14 protein-coding genes and 1 pseudogene are annotated in these 15064 nt (G+C 63.4%); 11 read left to right on the top strand and 4 right to left on the bottom strand.

Annotation, left to right across the window (positions count from 1 at the left end; all coding sequences use genetic code 11):
* The 7 genes and pseudogenes from KF827_RS02090 to KF827_RS02120 all read left to right on the top strand — a co-directional run.
* Positions 1-710, top strand: a pseudogene (locus KF827_RS02090) (F0F1 ATP synthase subunit alpha); the annotation flags it as partial.
* Between the two features lie 21 nt (positions 711-731).
* Positions 732-1619 (top strand): F0F1 ATP synthase subunit gamma, encoded by an 888-nt coding sequence (locus tag KF827_RS02095; protein WP_290999186.1) that lies wholly within the window; start codon positions 732-734, stop codon positions 1617-1619.
* A gap of 49 nt (positions 1620-1668) precedes the next feature.
* On the top strand, positions 1669-3093 hold the full coding sequence (gene atpD, locus KF827_RS02100) for a F0F1 ATP synthase subunit beta (protein WP_290999189.1): 1425 nt from the start codon (positions 1669-1671) through the stop codon (positions 3091-3093).
* Between the two features lie 33 nt (positions 3094-3126).
* Positions 3127-3528 (top strand): F0F1 ATP synthase subunit epsilon, encoded by a 402-nt coding sequence (locus tag KF827_RS02105; protein WP_290999192.1) that lies wholly within the window; start codon positions 3127-3129, stop codon positions 3526-3528.
* A gap of 381 nt (positions 3529-3909) precedes the next feature.
* Positions 3910-5019 carry an autotransporter outer membrane beta-barrel domain-containing protein gene (locus KF827_RS02110; RefSeq protein ID WP_290999195.1) on the top strand — a complete coding sequence of 370 codons (1110 nt, stop codon included), beginning with the start codon at positions 3910-3912 and terminating at the stop codon, positions 5017-5019.
* 190 nt (positions 5020-5209) lie between these two features.
* The gene (locus KF827_RS02115; protein ID WP_290999198.1) at positions 5210-6118 is read left to right on the top strand and encodes an alpha/beta hydrolase; all 909 of its coding nucleotides are present in this window, start codon (positions 5210-5212) and stop codon (positions 6116-6118) included.
* Between the two features lie 73 nt (positions 6119-6191).
* A complete protein-coding gene (locus KF827_RS02120) occupies positions 6192-8252 on the top strand; it encodes a hypothetical protein (RefSeq protein ID WP_290999201.1) in 2061 nt (686 codons plus the stop codon).
* Positions 8253-8450: 198 nt separating this feature from the next.
* Here KF827_RS02120 and KF827_RS02125 read toward each other — a convergent pair whose 3' ends face one another.
* Positions 8451-8675: a hypothetical protein gene (locus tag KF827_RS02125; RefSeq protein ID WP_290999204.1), complete on the bottom strand. Its 225-nt coding sequence runs from the start codon at positions 8673-8675 to the stop codon at positions 8451-8453.
* Between the two features lie 176 nt (positions 8676-8851).
* Between KF827_RS02125 and KF827_RS02130 the strand changes: the two genes are divergently transcribed.
* From KF827_RS02130 to KF827_RS02145, 4 genes are read left to right on the top strand one after another with little or no spacing between them, the layout of a single operon-like run.
* Positions 8852-10102: a hypothetical protein gene (locus tag KF827_RS02130; RefSeq protein ID WP_290999207.1), complete on the top strand. Its 1251-nt coding sequence runs from the start codon at positions 8852-8854 to the stop codon at positions 10100-10102.
* Positions 10099-10920 (top strand): VanZ family protein, encoded by an 822-nt coding sequence (locus KF827_RS02135; protein WP_290999210.1) that lies wholly within the window; start codon positions 10099-10101, stop codon positions 10918-10920. The genes KF827_RS02130 and KF827_RS02135 overlap by 4 nt, the downstream gene beginning before the upstream one ends.
* Positions 10895-12541 carry a sulfatase-like hydrolase/transferase gene (locus KF827_RS02140; RefSeq protein WP_290999213.1) on the top strand — a complete coding sequence of 549 codons (1647 nt, stop codon included), beginning with the start codon at positions 10895-10897 and terminating at the stop codon, positions 12539-12541. The genes KF827_RS02135 and KF827_RS02140 overlap by 26 nt, the downstream gene beginning before the upstream one ends.
* Positions 12538-12906, top strand: coding sequence for a hypothetical protein (locus tag KF827_RS02145; RefSeq protein ID WP_290999216.1), 369 nt, complete (start codon positions 12538-12540; stop codon positions 12904-12906). The genes KF827_RS02140 and KF827_RS02145 overlap by 4 nt, the downstream gene beginning before the upstream one ends.
* Before the next feature lie 22 nt (positions 12907-12928).
* Here the strand turns inward: KF827_RS02145 and KF827_RS02150 are convergent, their stop codons facing one another.
* From KF827_RS02150 to map, 3 genes are read right to left on the bottom strand one after another with little or no spacing between them, the layout of a single operon-like run.
* A complete protein-coding gene (locus KF827_RS02150) occupies positions 12929-13546 on the bottom strand; it encodes a hypothetical protein (RefSeq protein ID WP_290999219.1) in 618 nt (205 codons plus the stop codon).
* Positions 13546-14250 carry a DNA repair protein RadC gene (radC, locus tag KF827_RS02155; protein WP_290999222.1) on the bottom strand — a complete coding sequence of 235 codons (705 nt, stop codon included), beginning with the start codon at positions 14248-14250 and terminating at the stop codon, positions 13546-13548. The genes KF827_RS02150 and radC overlap by 1 nt, the downstream gene beginning before the upstream one ends.
* On the bottom strand, positions 14243-15058 hold the full coding sequence (map, locus tag KF827_RS02160) for a type I methionyl aminopeptidase (RefSeq protein ID WP_290999655.1): 816 nt from the start codon (positions 15056-15058) through the stop codon (positions 14243-14245). Before map ends, radC begins: the two co-directional genes overlap by 8 nt.
* Between the last annotated feature and the right edge of the window lie 6 nt (positions 15059-15064).

Genomic DNA, 15064 nt, shown 5'->3' on the forward strand with positions numbered 1-15064 from the left:
AGGCCGTTGCCTACCGCCAGATGTCGCTGCTGCTGCGCCGCCCGCCGGGCCGCGAAGCCTATCCGGGCGACGTGTTCTACATCCACTCGCGCCTGCTGGAACGCGCCGCGAAGATGAACGACAAGCTGGGTGCCGGTTCGCTCACCGCCCTGCCGGTGATCGAAACCCAGGCCGGCGACGTGTCGGCCTACATTCCCACCAACGTGATTTCGATCACCGACGGCCAGATCTTCCTGGAAACCGAACTCTTCTATAAGGGCATCCGTCCGGCCATCAACGTGGGTCTGTCGGTCAGCCGCGTGGGTTCGGCGGCGCAGATCAAGGCGATGAAGCAGGTTGCCGGCTCGATCAAGCTGGAACTGGCGCAGTATCGCGAAATGGCCGCCTTCGCCCAGTTCGGCTCGGATCTCGATCCGGCCACCCAGCGCCTGCTCAATCGCGGCGCGCGCCTGACCGAACTGCTGAAGCAGCCGCAGTATCAGCCGCTGCCGGTGGAAGAGCAGGTGGTTTCGATCTATGCCGGCGTGAAGGGTTATCTCGACAGCATCCCGGTGAATGCCGTGAATCGCTACGAGGCCACCTTCCTCAGCACCGTGCGTGCCAAGCATGGCGATATTCTGCAGGGCATCCGCGATGCCCAGGCGCTCACCCCCGAGGTGGAAGCCAAGCTGAAATCCGTGCTCGAGGACTTCACCAAGAGCTTCGCCTAAAGGCCCTGAGGGAACAGCCCGATGCCAAGCCTTAAGAGCCTGCGCATTCGGATCAACTCGGTCAAATCGACCCAGAAGATCACGAAGGCGATGAAGATGGTGGCGGCCAGCAAGCTGCGCCGCGCCCAGGAGGCGGCGGAAGCCGCCCGCCCCTATGCCGAGCGCATGGGCGCCATGCTTGGCGCCTTGGCCAGCGGCCAGGCGGGCCAGGATAACGCTCCGCGTTTGCTGGTCGGTACCGGCAAGAGCGATGTGCATCTGCTGGTGGTTGCCACTGCCGAGCGCGGCCTGTGCGGCGCCTTCAACTCGTCCATCGTGAAGCTGGCCCGCCGGCAGATCGAAGAGCTGACGGCACAGGGCAAGACCGTGAAGATCCTCTGCGTGGGCAAGAAAGGCCGCGACCAGTTGCGCCGCGACCATGCCAGCAAGATCGTCGATACCGTCGATCTCTCCAAGGTGCGCCGGATCGGCTTCACCGAGGCGCAGGAAATCACCGACCGTGTGGTGGCGATGTTCGAGGCCGGCGAATTCGACGTGGCCACGATCTTCTTCAACAATTTCGTTTCGGTGATCAGCCAGGTGCCCAGCACCACCCAGCTCATTCCCGCCCAGGTCGGCGGCGAAGCGGCGGGTGCGGGCGAGGCGGCCGGCGGCGCGATCTATGAATACGAGCCCGAAGAGGGCGAGATTCTGGAAAAGCTGCTGCCGCGCAATCTGTCGGTGCAGGTATACCGGGCGCTGCTGGAGAATGCCGCTTCCGAACAGGGCGCGCGCATGTCGGCGATGGACAACGCCACCCGCAATGCCGGCGAAATGATCAAGAAACTGACCACCGTGTACAACCGGTCGCGTCAGGCCCAGATCACCAAGGAACTCATTGAAATCATCTCCGGCGCCGAGGCCGTGTAAGAACGGCGCGCGCGGGACGGACGGAACAAGCCAAGAGCGGAGCAGTATCATGACAACCAACAAGGTCGGTCGCATCACCCAGGTCATCGGCGCCGTCGTCGACGTGCAGTTCGATAGCCATCTGCCGGCGATTTTGAACGCGCTGGTCACCACCAACCAGGGCAACCACCTGGTGCTGGAAGTGGCGCAGCATCTGGGCGAAAACACCGTGCGCACCATCGCCATGGATAGCACCGATGGTCTGGTGCGCGGCATGGAAGTGACCGATACCGGCGCGCCGATCTCGGTGCCGGTGGGTCCGGAAACGCTCGGCCGCATCATCAACGTGATCGGTCAGCCGATCGACGAGCGCGGCCCGGTGAATGCCAAGGCTGCCGCCCCGATCCATGCCCCGGCACCGGACTATATCGACCAGTCCACCGAACAGAAGGTGCTGGTCACCGGCATCAAGGTGGTGGATCTGCTCGCGCCGTATTCCAAGGGCGGCAAGATCGGCCTGTTCGGCGGCGCCGGCGTGGGCAAGACCGTGCTGATCATGGAGCTGATCAACAACATCGCCAAGACCCATGGCGGCTATTCGGTGTTTGCCGGCGTGGGCGAGCGTACCCGCGAAGGTAACGACCTTTACCACGAAATGATGGAATCCGGCGTTATCAAGACCGATGGCCCGGGCTCGAAGGTGGCGCTCGTGTACGGTCAGATGAACGAGCCGCCGGGCGCCCGCGCCCGCGTCGCGCTGACCGGCCTGACGCTCGCGGAATACTTCCGCGACCAGGAAGGCCAGGACGTGCTGTTCTTCGTGGACAACATCTTCCGCTTCACCCAGGCGGGTTCGGAAATGTCGGCCTTGCTGGGCCGTATCCCGTCCGCCGTGGGGTATCAGCCCACGCTGGCCACCGACATGGGCGGCCTGCAGGAGCGCATCACCTCCACCAACAAGGGCTCGATCACCTCGGTGCAGGCGATTTACGTGCCGGCCGACGACTTGACCGACCCGGCGCCGGCCACCTCGTTCGCCCACTTGGACGCCACCACGGTGCTGAGCCGCCAGATCGCCGAGCTGGGCATCTATCCGGCGGTGGATCCGCTCGACTCGACCTCGCGCATCCTCGATCCGCGCATCGTCGGCGACGAGCATTACGAGGTTGCCCGCCGCGTGCAGAACATCCTGCAGAGCTACAAGTCGCTGCAGGATATCATCGCCATCCTGGGCATGGACGAACTCTCGGAAGAAGACAAGCTGACCGTGGCGCGCGCCCGCAAGATCCAGCGCTTCCTCAGCCAGCCCTTCGACGTGGCGCAGGTCTTCACCGGCTTCCCGGGCGTGCAGGTGCCGATGGCCGAGACCATCCGCGGCTTCAAGGAAATCGTGGAAGGCAAGCACGACCATCTGCCGGAATCGGCCTTCTACATGGTCGGCACCATCGACGAAGCGATCGCCAAGGCGAAGAAGATGGCCGCCGAGGCGGCCTGAACCGCTTTCGGTTCGGAAAAGGAGTAACGCATCATGGCCGAGACCTTCGGGTTCGAGCTGGTGTCGCCGGAAAAGCTGCTGCTCTCGGTGCAGGCCGAGATGGTGACTGTGCCGGGCGAGGCGGGCGATATGGGTATCCTGCCGGGCCATGCCCCGGTGATTTCCACCCTGCGCCTGGGCGTGATCGAGGTGAGCAAGGCCACGGGCGGCGAAGAGCGCATCTTCGTGGCCGGCGGTTTTGCCGAAATGTCGAACAACAAGCTGACCGTGCTGGCCGAAGAGGCCGTGCCGGTGGCCCAGATCGACCGTGCCAAGACCGAGGCCAAGCTCAAGGATGCCCGCGAGGATCTCGCGGATGCCAAGACCGATCTGGCCCGCGCCAAGGCGCAGGCTGCGGCCGATAAATTCCAGGCGATGCTGGACTGCGCGGCCTGATAGTTTTCTCTCATAAGTTTTAAGCGTCGGCGCGAGTGTTGCTCGCGCCGATTGCGTTTCTGGCGACTCGCATCATTCGGAATGGCGAGTCGGACGCGCTCTCTTCTCTGCCAGGTAAATTTCGGGAAGAATCCCACTCCCCCTCACCTGCCCGGGGGATGCCCTGCCTATGGCCGGGGTTACGGGCGGGGTATTTGTTACCAAATTCTTTCCAGTGCTGTGGCTTTTACGCCACAACATGGTGTTTTTCTTATCGATATTCGGGGTGTTACGTGTAATGGCAATTGACGCAGCGCCAGTCGATCCCCTAACCTCACCCTGATTTTTCTGGCCATTTCATAACGGTCGGACATGGGGCTGGTTTTAATCGGGAGCGCATTGATGATCCGCAAATTCGTATTCGGCCTTGCTGTCGCAGGGTTTGCCGGCCTGGGGCTGATGGCCACCACTTCGGCTTTTGCCGCGTCTGACGTGAGCAACAGCGGTTCCGCCGCCAATCAGGCCGTCACAGCCGTGGCTGCGCCGATTGCCTCTGCCCAGACCGCGTCCCTCATCAGCGGCGCCATCGGCGGTGGCTTAAGCGGCGGCTTAGGCGGCTTCAGCGGCGGCACCGGCGGCGGTTTTTCGCCTGGCGGCGGCGGCGGCGGTTTTTCGCCTGGCGGCGCCGGCGGCAATACCACCAGCTTCCTGAACAGCCGCGAACAGGGCCGCGCTGCCGGTAACGGCGACAAGCGCTGGGGCGCCTGGGCCATGGGTTCCTACACCACCATCGAGAACACCCAATCCGGCGTGCAGATGGATGGTAACGTCTACAACCTGGTTGGCGGCCTCGATTACATGCTCACCGACCGTGTGGTTGTGGGCGTGTCGCTGGGTTACGAAAATCTCGACCTCGACACCACGTTCAACCTCGGTAGCGTAAAGAACGACGGTTTCTCGCTGATCCCGTATGTTGGCTATCAGATCAACAATACCTGGAGCGTCGATCTGGCCGGCGGTATGTCCTGGCTGAACTACGACGTGAAGCGCAACACCACCGTAACCGGTTCCTACGATGCCGAGCGTTGGTTGGTTTCTGCCAACCTGAGCGGCAATTACGGCTTCGGTCGTGTGCGCCTGATGCCGAAGTTCGGTGTGCTCTATCTTGAGGAAGAGAGCGATGCCTACCGTGAATCGACTGGCGGCACTGTCGCTGGCAACAAGACCAAGCTGGGCCGTCTGACGGCCGGTGGTAAGGTCGGTTATGCCTTCGACTCGGTCATGCCCTTCTTCAAGCTGGTCGGCGAATACGACTTCGATAAGAACGATCCTTCGTTGATCGCCCCGGGCCGCTTCACCCATGATGAAGATTTCGGTGCGCAGATCGGCGGCGGTTTCGATTTCTACGGCTCGAGCGTTATCTCGGGCACCGTGGAAGGCGCCTATCTGTCGGCTGGCCGCGAGGATCTGAACATCTGGACCGTCAGCGCCCGCCTCCGCGCCAAGTTCTAAGCTGACGGACCGGCGGGGCATCGCTCCCGCCTACCCGGTCCATCGCTGAACTTACGCAGCAAATCAGGGCCAGACCGCAAGGTCTGGCCCTTTTGCGTTGTTGCCCGCTTTACGGCGGCGCAGGCCCTTTTGTCGTATCGGCGATCTGCGGCATAGTGCCTGTCAGGTGCAAGGCAACGGGGGTGGATGGATGAGCGGCAGGAAGATCGGGCGGCTGGGTTTTATGCTGCGACTGCCGCTGCTTGCCGGTTTGCTATCGGCCAATCTGCTATCGGTCGGTTTGCTGTCTGGTTGTGCCAGCGATGGCGCGGCTGGGCTGTTCCAGTCCAATGCCGCGCGTGCCGATGCGGCGGCGGCCAGCGCCAATCCGCCGCTTGCCCGCACCCGCTTTGCTGCCCGCAGCTTCGATCTGGTCGGTTATTATCGCCAGGCCGCGCCCAACGACCCGCGCCTTGCGGTGTTCATCGAGGGCGACGGCATCGCCTATATCACCAGTGGACAGCGCTCGATCGACCCCACGCCCGACAAGCCGGTGGCGCTGGATCTGGCGGCGCGCCACACCGCTGCCAACGTGCTGTATCTGGCGCGGCCCTGCCAGTTCACCGGCGGGCAACGCGCGCGGAATTGCGATTCCGCTTATTGGACCACCCATCGTTTTGCCCCCGAGGCCGTGGCCGCGATCAACGAAGCCCTGGATCAGTATGTGCGGCAATTCGGCCCCCGGCGCATCACCTTCTATGGCTATTCGGGTGGCGCGCTGATGGCGCTGCTGCTGGCCGGCCAGCGCCAGGATGTTGATGGCGTGGTCACCATCTCAGGCCTGCTGGATCATCAGGCCTGGACCCAGCATTTCGGCGATACGCCGCTTTATGGCTCGCGCAACAGCCTGGAGGTGATCGACCGCCTGCGCCGTCTGCCGCAGCGGCATTTCGTCGGCATGCGCGATGACATGGTGCCGCCTGCGCTGGCCACGGCCTTCATGCGCCGCCTGGATCTGGCGCCGGAACGCTTCATCACAGCTTTGCCCAATGCCGACCATACCTGCTGCTGGGCTTCGCTTTGGCCGCAGCTTTCGCAGATGCCGCCCGTGACGCCGTGAAGCGTGCGCCGTGAAAAAGGCAAAGCGCCCTGCATCCCCAAAGCCGACCGCGCGGCAGGCGGTTGCGACAGCCATGCAGGCTGAGGCCCCGGCGCCGATTAAGCGATGGCTGGCCTTTGCCGCGGTGCCGGTTTTCTGGCTTGGCCTGGCCGGGCCGCTCTATACCTTGCCGGTTTTCAAGCGCGGCTTCTGGGAATTGGCCGAGCCGTTGGTGATCGGCAGCTTCGCCGCTGCCGGGCTGGCGGCCTTGCTGCTGGCGATCTGGCTGCTGGTTGGCGGCAGGCCGAGCCGTGCAGCCATCTGGCTGGCCATGCCGGCTTTCGGGCTGGGCCTGTGGCTGCTGTTCAGCGGACCGGGCGGCTTTGCGCTGGAGCATTGGCGCCTGCGCCTGTTGGGCACGGCACAATCCGGTTATGGCGCTCTGTGGTTCTGTGCGCTTGGCTGCTGGCTGTTGCTGGGCGATCTGCTGCGGCGCCAGGCCCTGGCCTGGCGGCTGGGCTTGTGGGGCGGCTTGCTTGCGGCGGCGGGTATTGTCGGCGTGCTGCTTGCCGACTTCATCCTGGACCGGTCCACAGTGTTCACCGTGCTGGCCTATTACGGCTGGATCGGCCTGCTGCTGCCGACGATAGCCCTGGCCCTGCCGCGTCCCGCTAAGCGGCAGCTTAGGGATCGCCTGGAATTGCTGCTGGCTTTGCTGCTGGCCCTGGCGGTGTTGCTGTTGTGCAAGGCGATCACCTTGCTGGGCGCGGGCCTGATCGGATTGATCATTGCGCTGGCCTGGCATTGGCTGCCGCAGGAAGGCGGCTGGGCTTTGCTGCGCCGCCCGGCTTGGCAGCCATTGCTGCTGGCAGTGGCGGCGCTGGCGCCGTTGGTGCTGGTGAGCCAGCCTGAGCTTACCCAGCAAATGCAATCGCTGGAATCGCGCCGGCTGGTCTGGCGCATGGTCTGGCTGATGCTGGGCGATCAGCCGCAGCATTGGCTGCTGGGCCATGGCGTCGGCAGCGTGCCAGACATGATGATGCAGCAGCTTGCCGCAACCGGCTATCCGCTCTGGGATCTGGATGGTTGGGATCTGCTGACCGGCGATTATTTCGATGTGCATAACTGGATTTTGCAGGCGCTGCATGATGGCGGGCTGCCGGCTGTGCTGTTGATGGCCTGGCTGTTGCTGCAACCGGTCTGGCGCGCAGATAATGCGCACCATGGGGTCGCCTTGGGCCTCACAGTGGCTTACCTGATCGGCATCGGCCTGTGGTTCCAGCTGATTTTCGTGTTGCCGTATCTGGCGCTGGCCTGGCTGGCGGTTGTTATGCCCGGTATCACGGCGGAAGCGGAGGCAGAAGCGCGGACCAGGCAAAAAACATCCATGGCGCATTTTGCCACGGCTGCGGGCTTGTTGTTGCTGGCCGGCTGTTATGGCTGGGGCGTATTGGCGCTGGAGCGTTTTGCGCGGCAATTCGATGCCCAGATCGCCTGGCTGTATGAAACCGATGAAAGGCAGCGGCCGGGCCAGGTGCCGGCATCGGATGCGCCCCTGCCGCCGCCGCCCGCCTATCCGGAAGATCCCCGCCGCCACGATGTGGTGATGGCGGATATGATGATGCAGTTGAACGGCCGCTTCATCGCGCGCTACAGCCAGCCCGTGGCGCCGGAAATGCATGATCGCCATGTGCAGCGATTGCAATGGCAGGCGCAGATCATCCGCGACCACCTGGCCTCGGCCAGCACGCCGCGCTTTGCGTATTTTGCCAGCCAGCTTTTTTCCAATGTGATGCTGTTGCCGGAGCTGGAGAAACTGCGCCCCGCCTTGCAGCCCTATCTGCCGCTCTGGCGCCAGGCGATTGATCGCGGCCTGCAATTGGCGCCGAAACGTCCGGATATCGCCTTGGGTTATCTGAACTGGACCCTGCAGAATGGCCGCAGCCAGGAAACCTTGAACCTTGCCCGCATCCTGCGCCAGCGCAATGCGGATGATCCGATCGGGCTGTATTTCGAGGGTGGCGTACTGGTGCTGCGCGAGGATCAGGCCAGCAAGCAGCAGGGCATCGCCTTGCTGCGCCGCGCATTTGCGATGGGGGTGGAGCAGTATTTCAAGGCGGATGAAACGCTGAAGCGCAATATCGGCGCGCTATGAGCAGGTCCGGATTGGGCCCGGATTGACCGGTGCGTAGTTGAAAAATCATGCACCTGAAAAATCATGCACCTGAGAAATCAGACGCCCGTGAATCAAATGCTCATGAATCAAAACGCCAAATCTGCCGGTCCGATGCGTTCTGCGCATTGTGCGCTTATGCAAGGGGCCGGCATATCCGGCATGCGCGCGAAGAGGCCGTTACTTCGCCTTCTTGGCGGCGTCTTCGGCTTTCTTCTTTTCGGCTTCCTGCTTTTTCTTCAGCGCATCCTGGGCGGATTGCGAGGCGCCCTGGGTCTGATTCTGAACGGCAGGCGGGGTAACGACCGGCGGCACAACCTGATTGGCGGCCTGTGCGAAGACCGGCGACTGCACGGCCAGAACCAGGCCGAAAGCAGCGAGGGAAGCGAGCGTGAGATATTTCATCGGAAACCTCCTAAAGAGTATTTGCGCCTAATTGGTGTAGCATATAAATGGGTGCACGTCAGTTTTCTGCAAGAGCGAGCCCAGGGATGACCGGCAGTAAATGCCTGCAGAAATTGTCAGCCGTCACACTTCTTGTCGGTTCAATTCTGCTTCTATCTGCATGCGGATATCCTCGTGTGCCGCAAGACCCGTTGCCGGCGGCGCAGCAAAATCAGCATTTACAAGGGGTTCCGCATACCGACCGGCAGGGCCGCGTGCGCTTTGCCTATGACGCAGCGGCCTCGTTCTTTCCGATCGGAATCTACCATGCATTGCATGGCGAGGCATTTGGTCGCAGCCATGATCTGGCGCAGTTCAGCCAGGCCGGCTTCAATACCGTGCACCTCTGGCCGATGCAGGATATTCCGGCCGCGCTGACGGCTGCGCGGCGGCTTGGCCTGCAAGCCATCGTGCAGCAGCCCAGCGAAGATTTCGTAGCCGCGCAACGCGGCAATCCTGCCGTGCTGGCCTGGATGATCGAGGACGAGCCCAGCGCGGTGGTTTCCGCTGCCGATACGCCGGCGCATCTGGCCGATTACGATACCCGCGCCGCGCGCTACAAGGCCATCGATCCCGATCGCGGTATGCTGCTGCTGGATGCACCGGGCATATCCAGGACGCAATATTGGCGGTGGCGCCATTGGCTGACACGGCCCGATATCCACATGCATTTCAATTATCCTTTCGCGCGCCGGCTCGATCCGGTGCGCAATATCGAGCGTGTGGCGGTTTCGGTATCGCGTGCCGTACGCTTCACCGATCAGCGCAAGCCGATCTGGTTCGTGGCGCAGGCATTCGAGGAACCGCGCCGCAGCTGGTATATGCCCGATGCCGATCAATTGCGCGCCATGGTGTTTGCCGCGATCATCCATGGCGCTAGCGGCATCGTGTATTTCGGCTATGACAGCCATGCCACGCGCGACGACAATGTGCTGGGCATCGCGCCGGATCCGCTGATCGAATATGGCGACACCCCGGATTACAACAATAACGGCTTGCCGCATCTGCGCACCGATGCTGCCGGCCTGCAGCGCAGTAAGACACTTTGGCATGGCGTGGAAGCCATCAACCGGGAATTGGCCGCGCTGGCGCCTAGCCTGCTGCAGCCCACTCTGCCTTATGTCTGCAACGCGCAAACCGCGAAATCCGATGGCCTGGCGCAGCCGATCCGGCTGTTGGCCAAGCCGGCGCCCGCGACAGACGGCCTCCTGCTGCTGGCGGTGAATCTGGAAAACCAGGCCCATGACGTGCGGCTCGATTGCCCGACCGGGTTTGCCACGGTATCGTCGTATTCGCCTGATCAAATGCCGCCGATGCAGCAGGATGGCACAAGTTTCACCGACCGATTTCCGCCCTTCGGTGTGCGGCTCTACCGGATAGTACGATGACGGCAGCGGCATCCATCAAGCAACGGGATTTCATGGCCTGGCTTTGCTGGGGCCTGGCTGTGTTGCTGGTGGCGGCCTTTGCAAACAGTTTTCCGCTCTGGCTCTGGTTGAGCGACCGGTTGGGGGCGGGCGCCAGGTTCATGCCCTTCGCGCTGGCGGGTTTGCTGCTGGCCGGGATGCTGTTCGCCAGGATGCTGTTCGCCAGTCATGGCCGGCAGCGCGATATCCGCTGGCTGGCGGCGGGGCTGTTGGCCGCTTTGCTGGGGCTTGTGCTGGCCGATCCGGATTTTCCGGCCAAGCGCGTGCATGTGGCGGAATACGCTCTGCTGGCCCTGGTGCTGCGTCGGGCCGTGCGGCCATGGTTTAGCGGCGGCGATCTGGTTTTTGCGGTGGCCCTGCTGGGCTTTCTGGCCGGCTTGCATGACGAAGCCATTCAGGGCCTGTTGCCTTCGCGCAGCTATGGCCTGCGCGATATCCTGGTGGATGGCCTGGGCGCCATTGCCGGGGCCTGCATTGCCCAGGGGCTGGGATTTCACAGCTCTGCCGCAGAGCCGGCGCGCTGGCGTGCCATGCCAAAGCCGTTATTGGCGCCGCTGGCCGGTGCCGTGCTGCTGGCGCTGGCGCTGCCGGGTTTCGAGGGCAATCCGATCCCGCCATGGAGCGCGGCGCCTTTGCTGGCCGGTTGCGCCGTCTGCCTGATGCTGCCGCTGCCCGCACAGGCCGCTTGGCGCGGCTTCATGATTGCGTTGCTGCTGATCCTGGCGCCGTTGGCGCTCTATCCGGTGTTGAGCCATGTACCGCCGCTGGTTTTTCGCTAGCCTTCTGGGCCTGGCCGCAATGGCAGCGGCGGCCACGGCCTGGTGGCCGGGCGGCGATGCCAGGCGGCTGAACGTGATTCTGCTGACGGTGGAAAGCACGCGGGCAGACATGGTGCGGCCCGATACCGCGCCCAATCTGCTACGTGCCGCCGAGAGCGGCCTGCATTTCCGCAATCATCGCGCCGTATCGGCCTGGACCGCGCCCAATGCCGTGTCGCTGCTCACCGGGCTGGATGCATTCGCGCTTGGCATTCACGCCGCCGGCGACAGCCTGCCGCGCATTGCCCTGCCGCCGGTGGATGGAAAAGCCGCCGAAGATCCGCCCTTGCGCAAATTGTCGGAACGCGGCTGGCGGGTGGCTGGATTGCAGGCCTTCATGCTGATCGATCAGTTCAACAATACCGGGCTGACCGTGGAGAGCGGCGGGGAATTTCTGCCCTGGCTGGCCGGGCGCGTGGTGGATCGCAAGCCGTTTTTCCTCTGGCATCATTATCTCGAAACCCATCTGCCCTATGGGCCGGCACCGGAATTCATGCCGGATTGGCGCGCCCTGTTGCCGCCCGGCGATACCGCCGCCCGGCAGCGGATCGAAACCATCATGCGTCAGCCGGCGGTACCGGCAGGCAGCGTGGCCTTCAAGCCTACCGACCGCGATGCAGTGGTGGCCGTGCATGAAGCAACCCTGCGGCAATTCGATGCCTGGTTCGGCCGCTTCTGGGATTTTTTCCAGGCCAGCGGTTTGCGCGACACAACCATTCTGGTGGTGACCGCCGATCATGGCGAGGAACATCTCGAACGTGGCGATGTGGGCCATGCCTCCACCACCCATCGCGGCCATCTGTATGAGGAAATCGTGCGCTTGCCGCTTTTCGTATGGCTCCCGCCCGATGAAAAGCGGTTAGAGCGCGGCCTGCGCAGCATCCAGGCGCCCACGCACCATAGCGATGTGATGCCCAGCATCATGGCCTGGCTGGAACAGCGGCGTTCGGCGCCGCTTACCCGGCTGGCGGAAAAACCCTGGCAAGCGATTACCAGCCTGGCCGGCTTTGCCGAGCCTGACCCGCTGCATGTGCGCGAATTCGTGGCGGCGCGGCTGGAAGCCGGCTGGAAACTCCATCGCCGCTATCGCGATGAAAAGCCGGTGGAGAACCGGCTCTATCATCTGGCCACCGATCCCGGCGAAACCACCGATCGGGCCGCCGAACGGCCAGACTTGGTGGAAAAGCTGGCCAAGCCGCTGGATGCAGCTTTCGCCAATCGCCGTCAGGTGCGGCGCGAGGCGGAGGCGGCAGCTCTCAGCGGCAATGCTGCCGCGCCGGCCTGGATTTTTCCCGCCGGCAACCGCGCGGTGCGCTTTGCCGATATCCGCGACGGCATCACGCTGCGCTGGAGCGGCGATCCGGCGGCGCGGTATGTGATCGAATACCAGGCCGGCGAGGGCGGTGCCTTGCGCTTGCAAGGCCGGCTGGAGGCGCAGGGGCTGGAAAAGGCTTTTGGCCGCATCGACGCGACCTATTGGCGCGATTATGTGTTGCCCTATGGGCGGCTGCGCATGCGGGTGGGTTTGCCGGGACGCGATGATGCCTGGAGCGAATGGGTAGAGGTGAGGGCCTTGCCATGACGAAGACCCGCGCCATGGCGCCACGCATTGCGATTGCGGCGCTGCTGCTTGCCGGTTTCGGCTCTTATGCCTGGGGTGCATTGCATGCGCCGTGGATGGATTCCAACCGCCCGGCGCAGCTGCAATTGGCGCGTCAGGTGATCAAGGAAGCCGATCAACGCAACGATATGGCCGAGCGCCGTCTCGCCGAGGATTACTGGACGCGTTATCCCGACGTGGCCGCCGACGCCTATTTCGGCCGCAATGGCAAGCTGGGCATCCAGGGCGCGCATGAACATTACCGGCGCCATGGCCGCCATGAGGGCCGCGTCTGGGGCCCTGATGCCGATGCGCCGGCCACAAGCGAGCCGGCAAAGTCGAAATGACGGGTCGGGGTTGCCCCAATAATCAGGGCTTGCCAAGGGCAGCGCAGGGCTGGCCGCGCAAACGGGTGTCGCAAACCTCCACCTGGCTGAAGAATTTCGCCCAGGCATCGCCGGTGGATTTGTCGGTCAGCGGCAATGGCGCGTATTCCGGCCCGCCGCGCCAGGCGCGCTGCACCAGATAGAGGCTGTCGGCGCCCTGCACGATCTTGGCCATCACGAATTCTCGGTGCATGCGGCCGGGCGGCGGCTCGGGATAGGAACAGGCCATGGTGGTGATGCTGGTGGGATAGTTCTTTTCCAGCCGTTGCTCCGGCGCGTTGCTGGAAAAAGCCGGGCAGGAGGCGCGCCATTCATTTTGCAAGGCGCTGGCCAGATCCTTCGGGTTGCGGCCCTTCATGCCGAAGAACACCACGATGCCGATGCGCTCGGTCCAGCTTTTTGCGGTCTGGCCTTCGGGCAGGAATTCGAACACGCGCTGCTTGTCGTCGATCTTGCTGTCGGTCAGCTTGAAGCCCGGCGGTGTGGGTGCAAAAATCTGCTCGGCCGGCGGTACGTCGTTTTGAGCCCAGGCTGGGCTGCAGGCTTGGCCGCAGACCTGGCTGCCAAGCAACAGCAATGCCGGCAAGACCAACCGCCGCATCAAAACAGCCCCTGTCCCTTGAAGCTGACATGGCCATGGCGGCCCACGATCACATGATCATGCAGCGTGATGCCCACGGTTTTGGCGGCATCGCGCACCTGGCGGGTCATGTCGATATCGGCCTTGGATGGCGTGGGGTCGCCGGACGGATGGTTATGCACCAGGATCACCGCGCTGGCCTGCAACTCCAGGGCGCGGCGCACCACTTCGCGCGGATAGACCGGGGTGTGATCCACGGTGCCGCGCTGCTGTTCTTCGTCGGCGATCACCACATTCTTGCGGTCGAGAAACAGGATGCGGAATTGTTCGGTGGGATTATGTTGCATGGCGGCGTGGCAGTAATCCAGCAAGGCCTGCCACGACGAGATGGCATTGCGCTGCATCACTTCGCCCTTCAGCAGCCGCAGCCCGGCCTCGCGCGTGGCTTTCAGCATGGCGATGGTGGCTTCCGTGCAGCCGGCCCGGTGCAATTGCTCCGGTTCGGCGCTGAGCAGCGGGCCGATGCCGCCGAATATCCGCAGCAATTCCTTGGCGATCGGTTTCACATCGCGGCGCGGGATGGTGCCGAATAACAGCAATTCCAGGATTTCGTAATCCGGCATGCCGGTGCCGGCGGTTTGCACGAAGCGTTCGCGCAACCTTTCGCGGTGGCCGTGATGATGCGGCTTCGCGGCCTGCCCTTTCGCGCCGGGTTTTTCAGGCATAGGGCGGTTTATGCAATCCCTTCGGCGAGATCGTGAAAATCTCGTAGCCGGTTTCGGTCACGCCGATGGAATGCTCGAACTGTGCCGACAGCGAGCGATCCTTGGTCACCGCGGTCCAGCCATCCGACAGCACCTTCACATCGAATTTGCCGGCATTCACCATCGGCTCGATGGTGAAGAACATGCCGGCACGCAGCGGCACGCCGGTGCCCGGGCGGCCGTAATGCAGGATATTGGGCGGTTCGTGGAAAATCCGGCCCAGGCCGTGGCCGCAGAAATCCCGCACCACCGAGAAGCGCTCGCGCTCCACGAATTTCTGGATGGCATGGCCGATATCGCCCGTGGTGGCGCCGGGCTTCACCACTTCGATGCCGCGCATCATGGCTTCGTAGGTGATGTCGCACAGCCGGCGGGCTTTCACGCCCACCGCGCCCACGTGATACATGCGGCTGGTATCGCCATGCCAGCCATCCAGGATGGGGGTCACGTCGATATTGAGTATATCGCCTTCTTCCAGGCGCTTTTCGCCGGGAATGCCATGGCAGACCACGTGGTTGATCGAGGTGCAGCAGGATTTCGAATAGCCGCGATAGCCCAGCGTGGCGGGGATGCCGCCATTCTCCACCATGAAGTTATGGCAGAGTTCGTCCAGCTTGCCGGTGGTGACACCGGGCACCACGAAGGGGGTGATGTAATCCAGCGTGGCTGCCGCCAATTGCCCGGCTTTGCGCATGCCCTCGAAATCCTCGGGCTTGTGCAAACGGATTGCGCCCGGGAAGAGATCCTGGTCTTCCGCTTCGGCTTCCATGGCTTT

It is taken from the genome of Ferrovibrio sp. (genome assembly GCF_019636075.1).
Classification (GTDB): Bacteria; Pseudomonadota; Alphaproteobacteria; order Ferrovibrionales; family Ferrovibrionaceae; genus Ferrovibrio.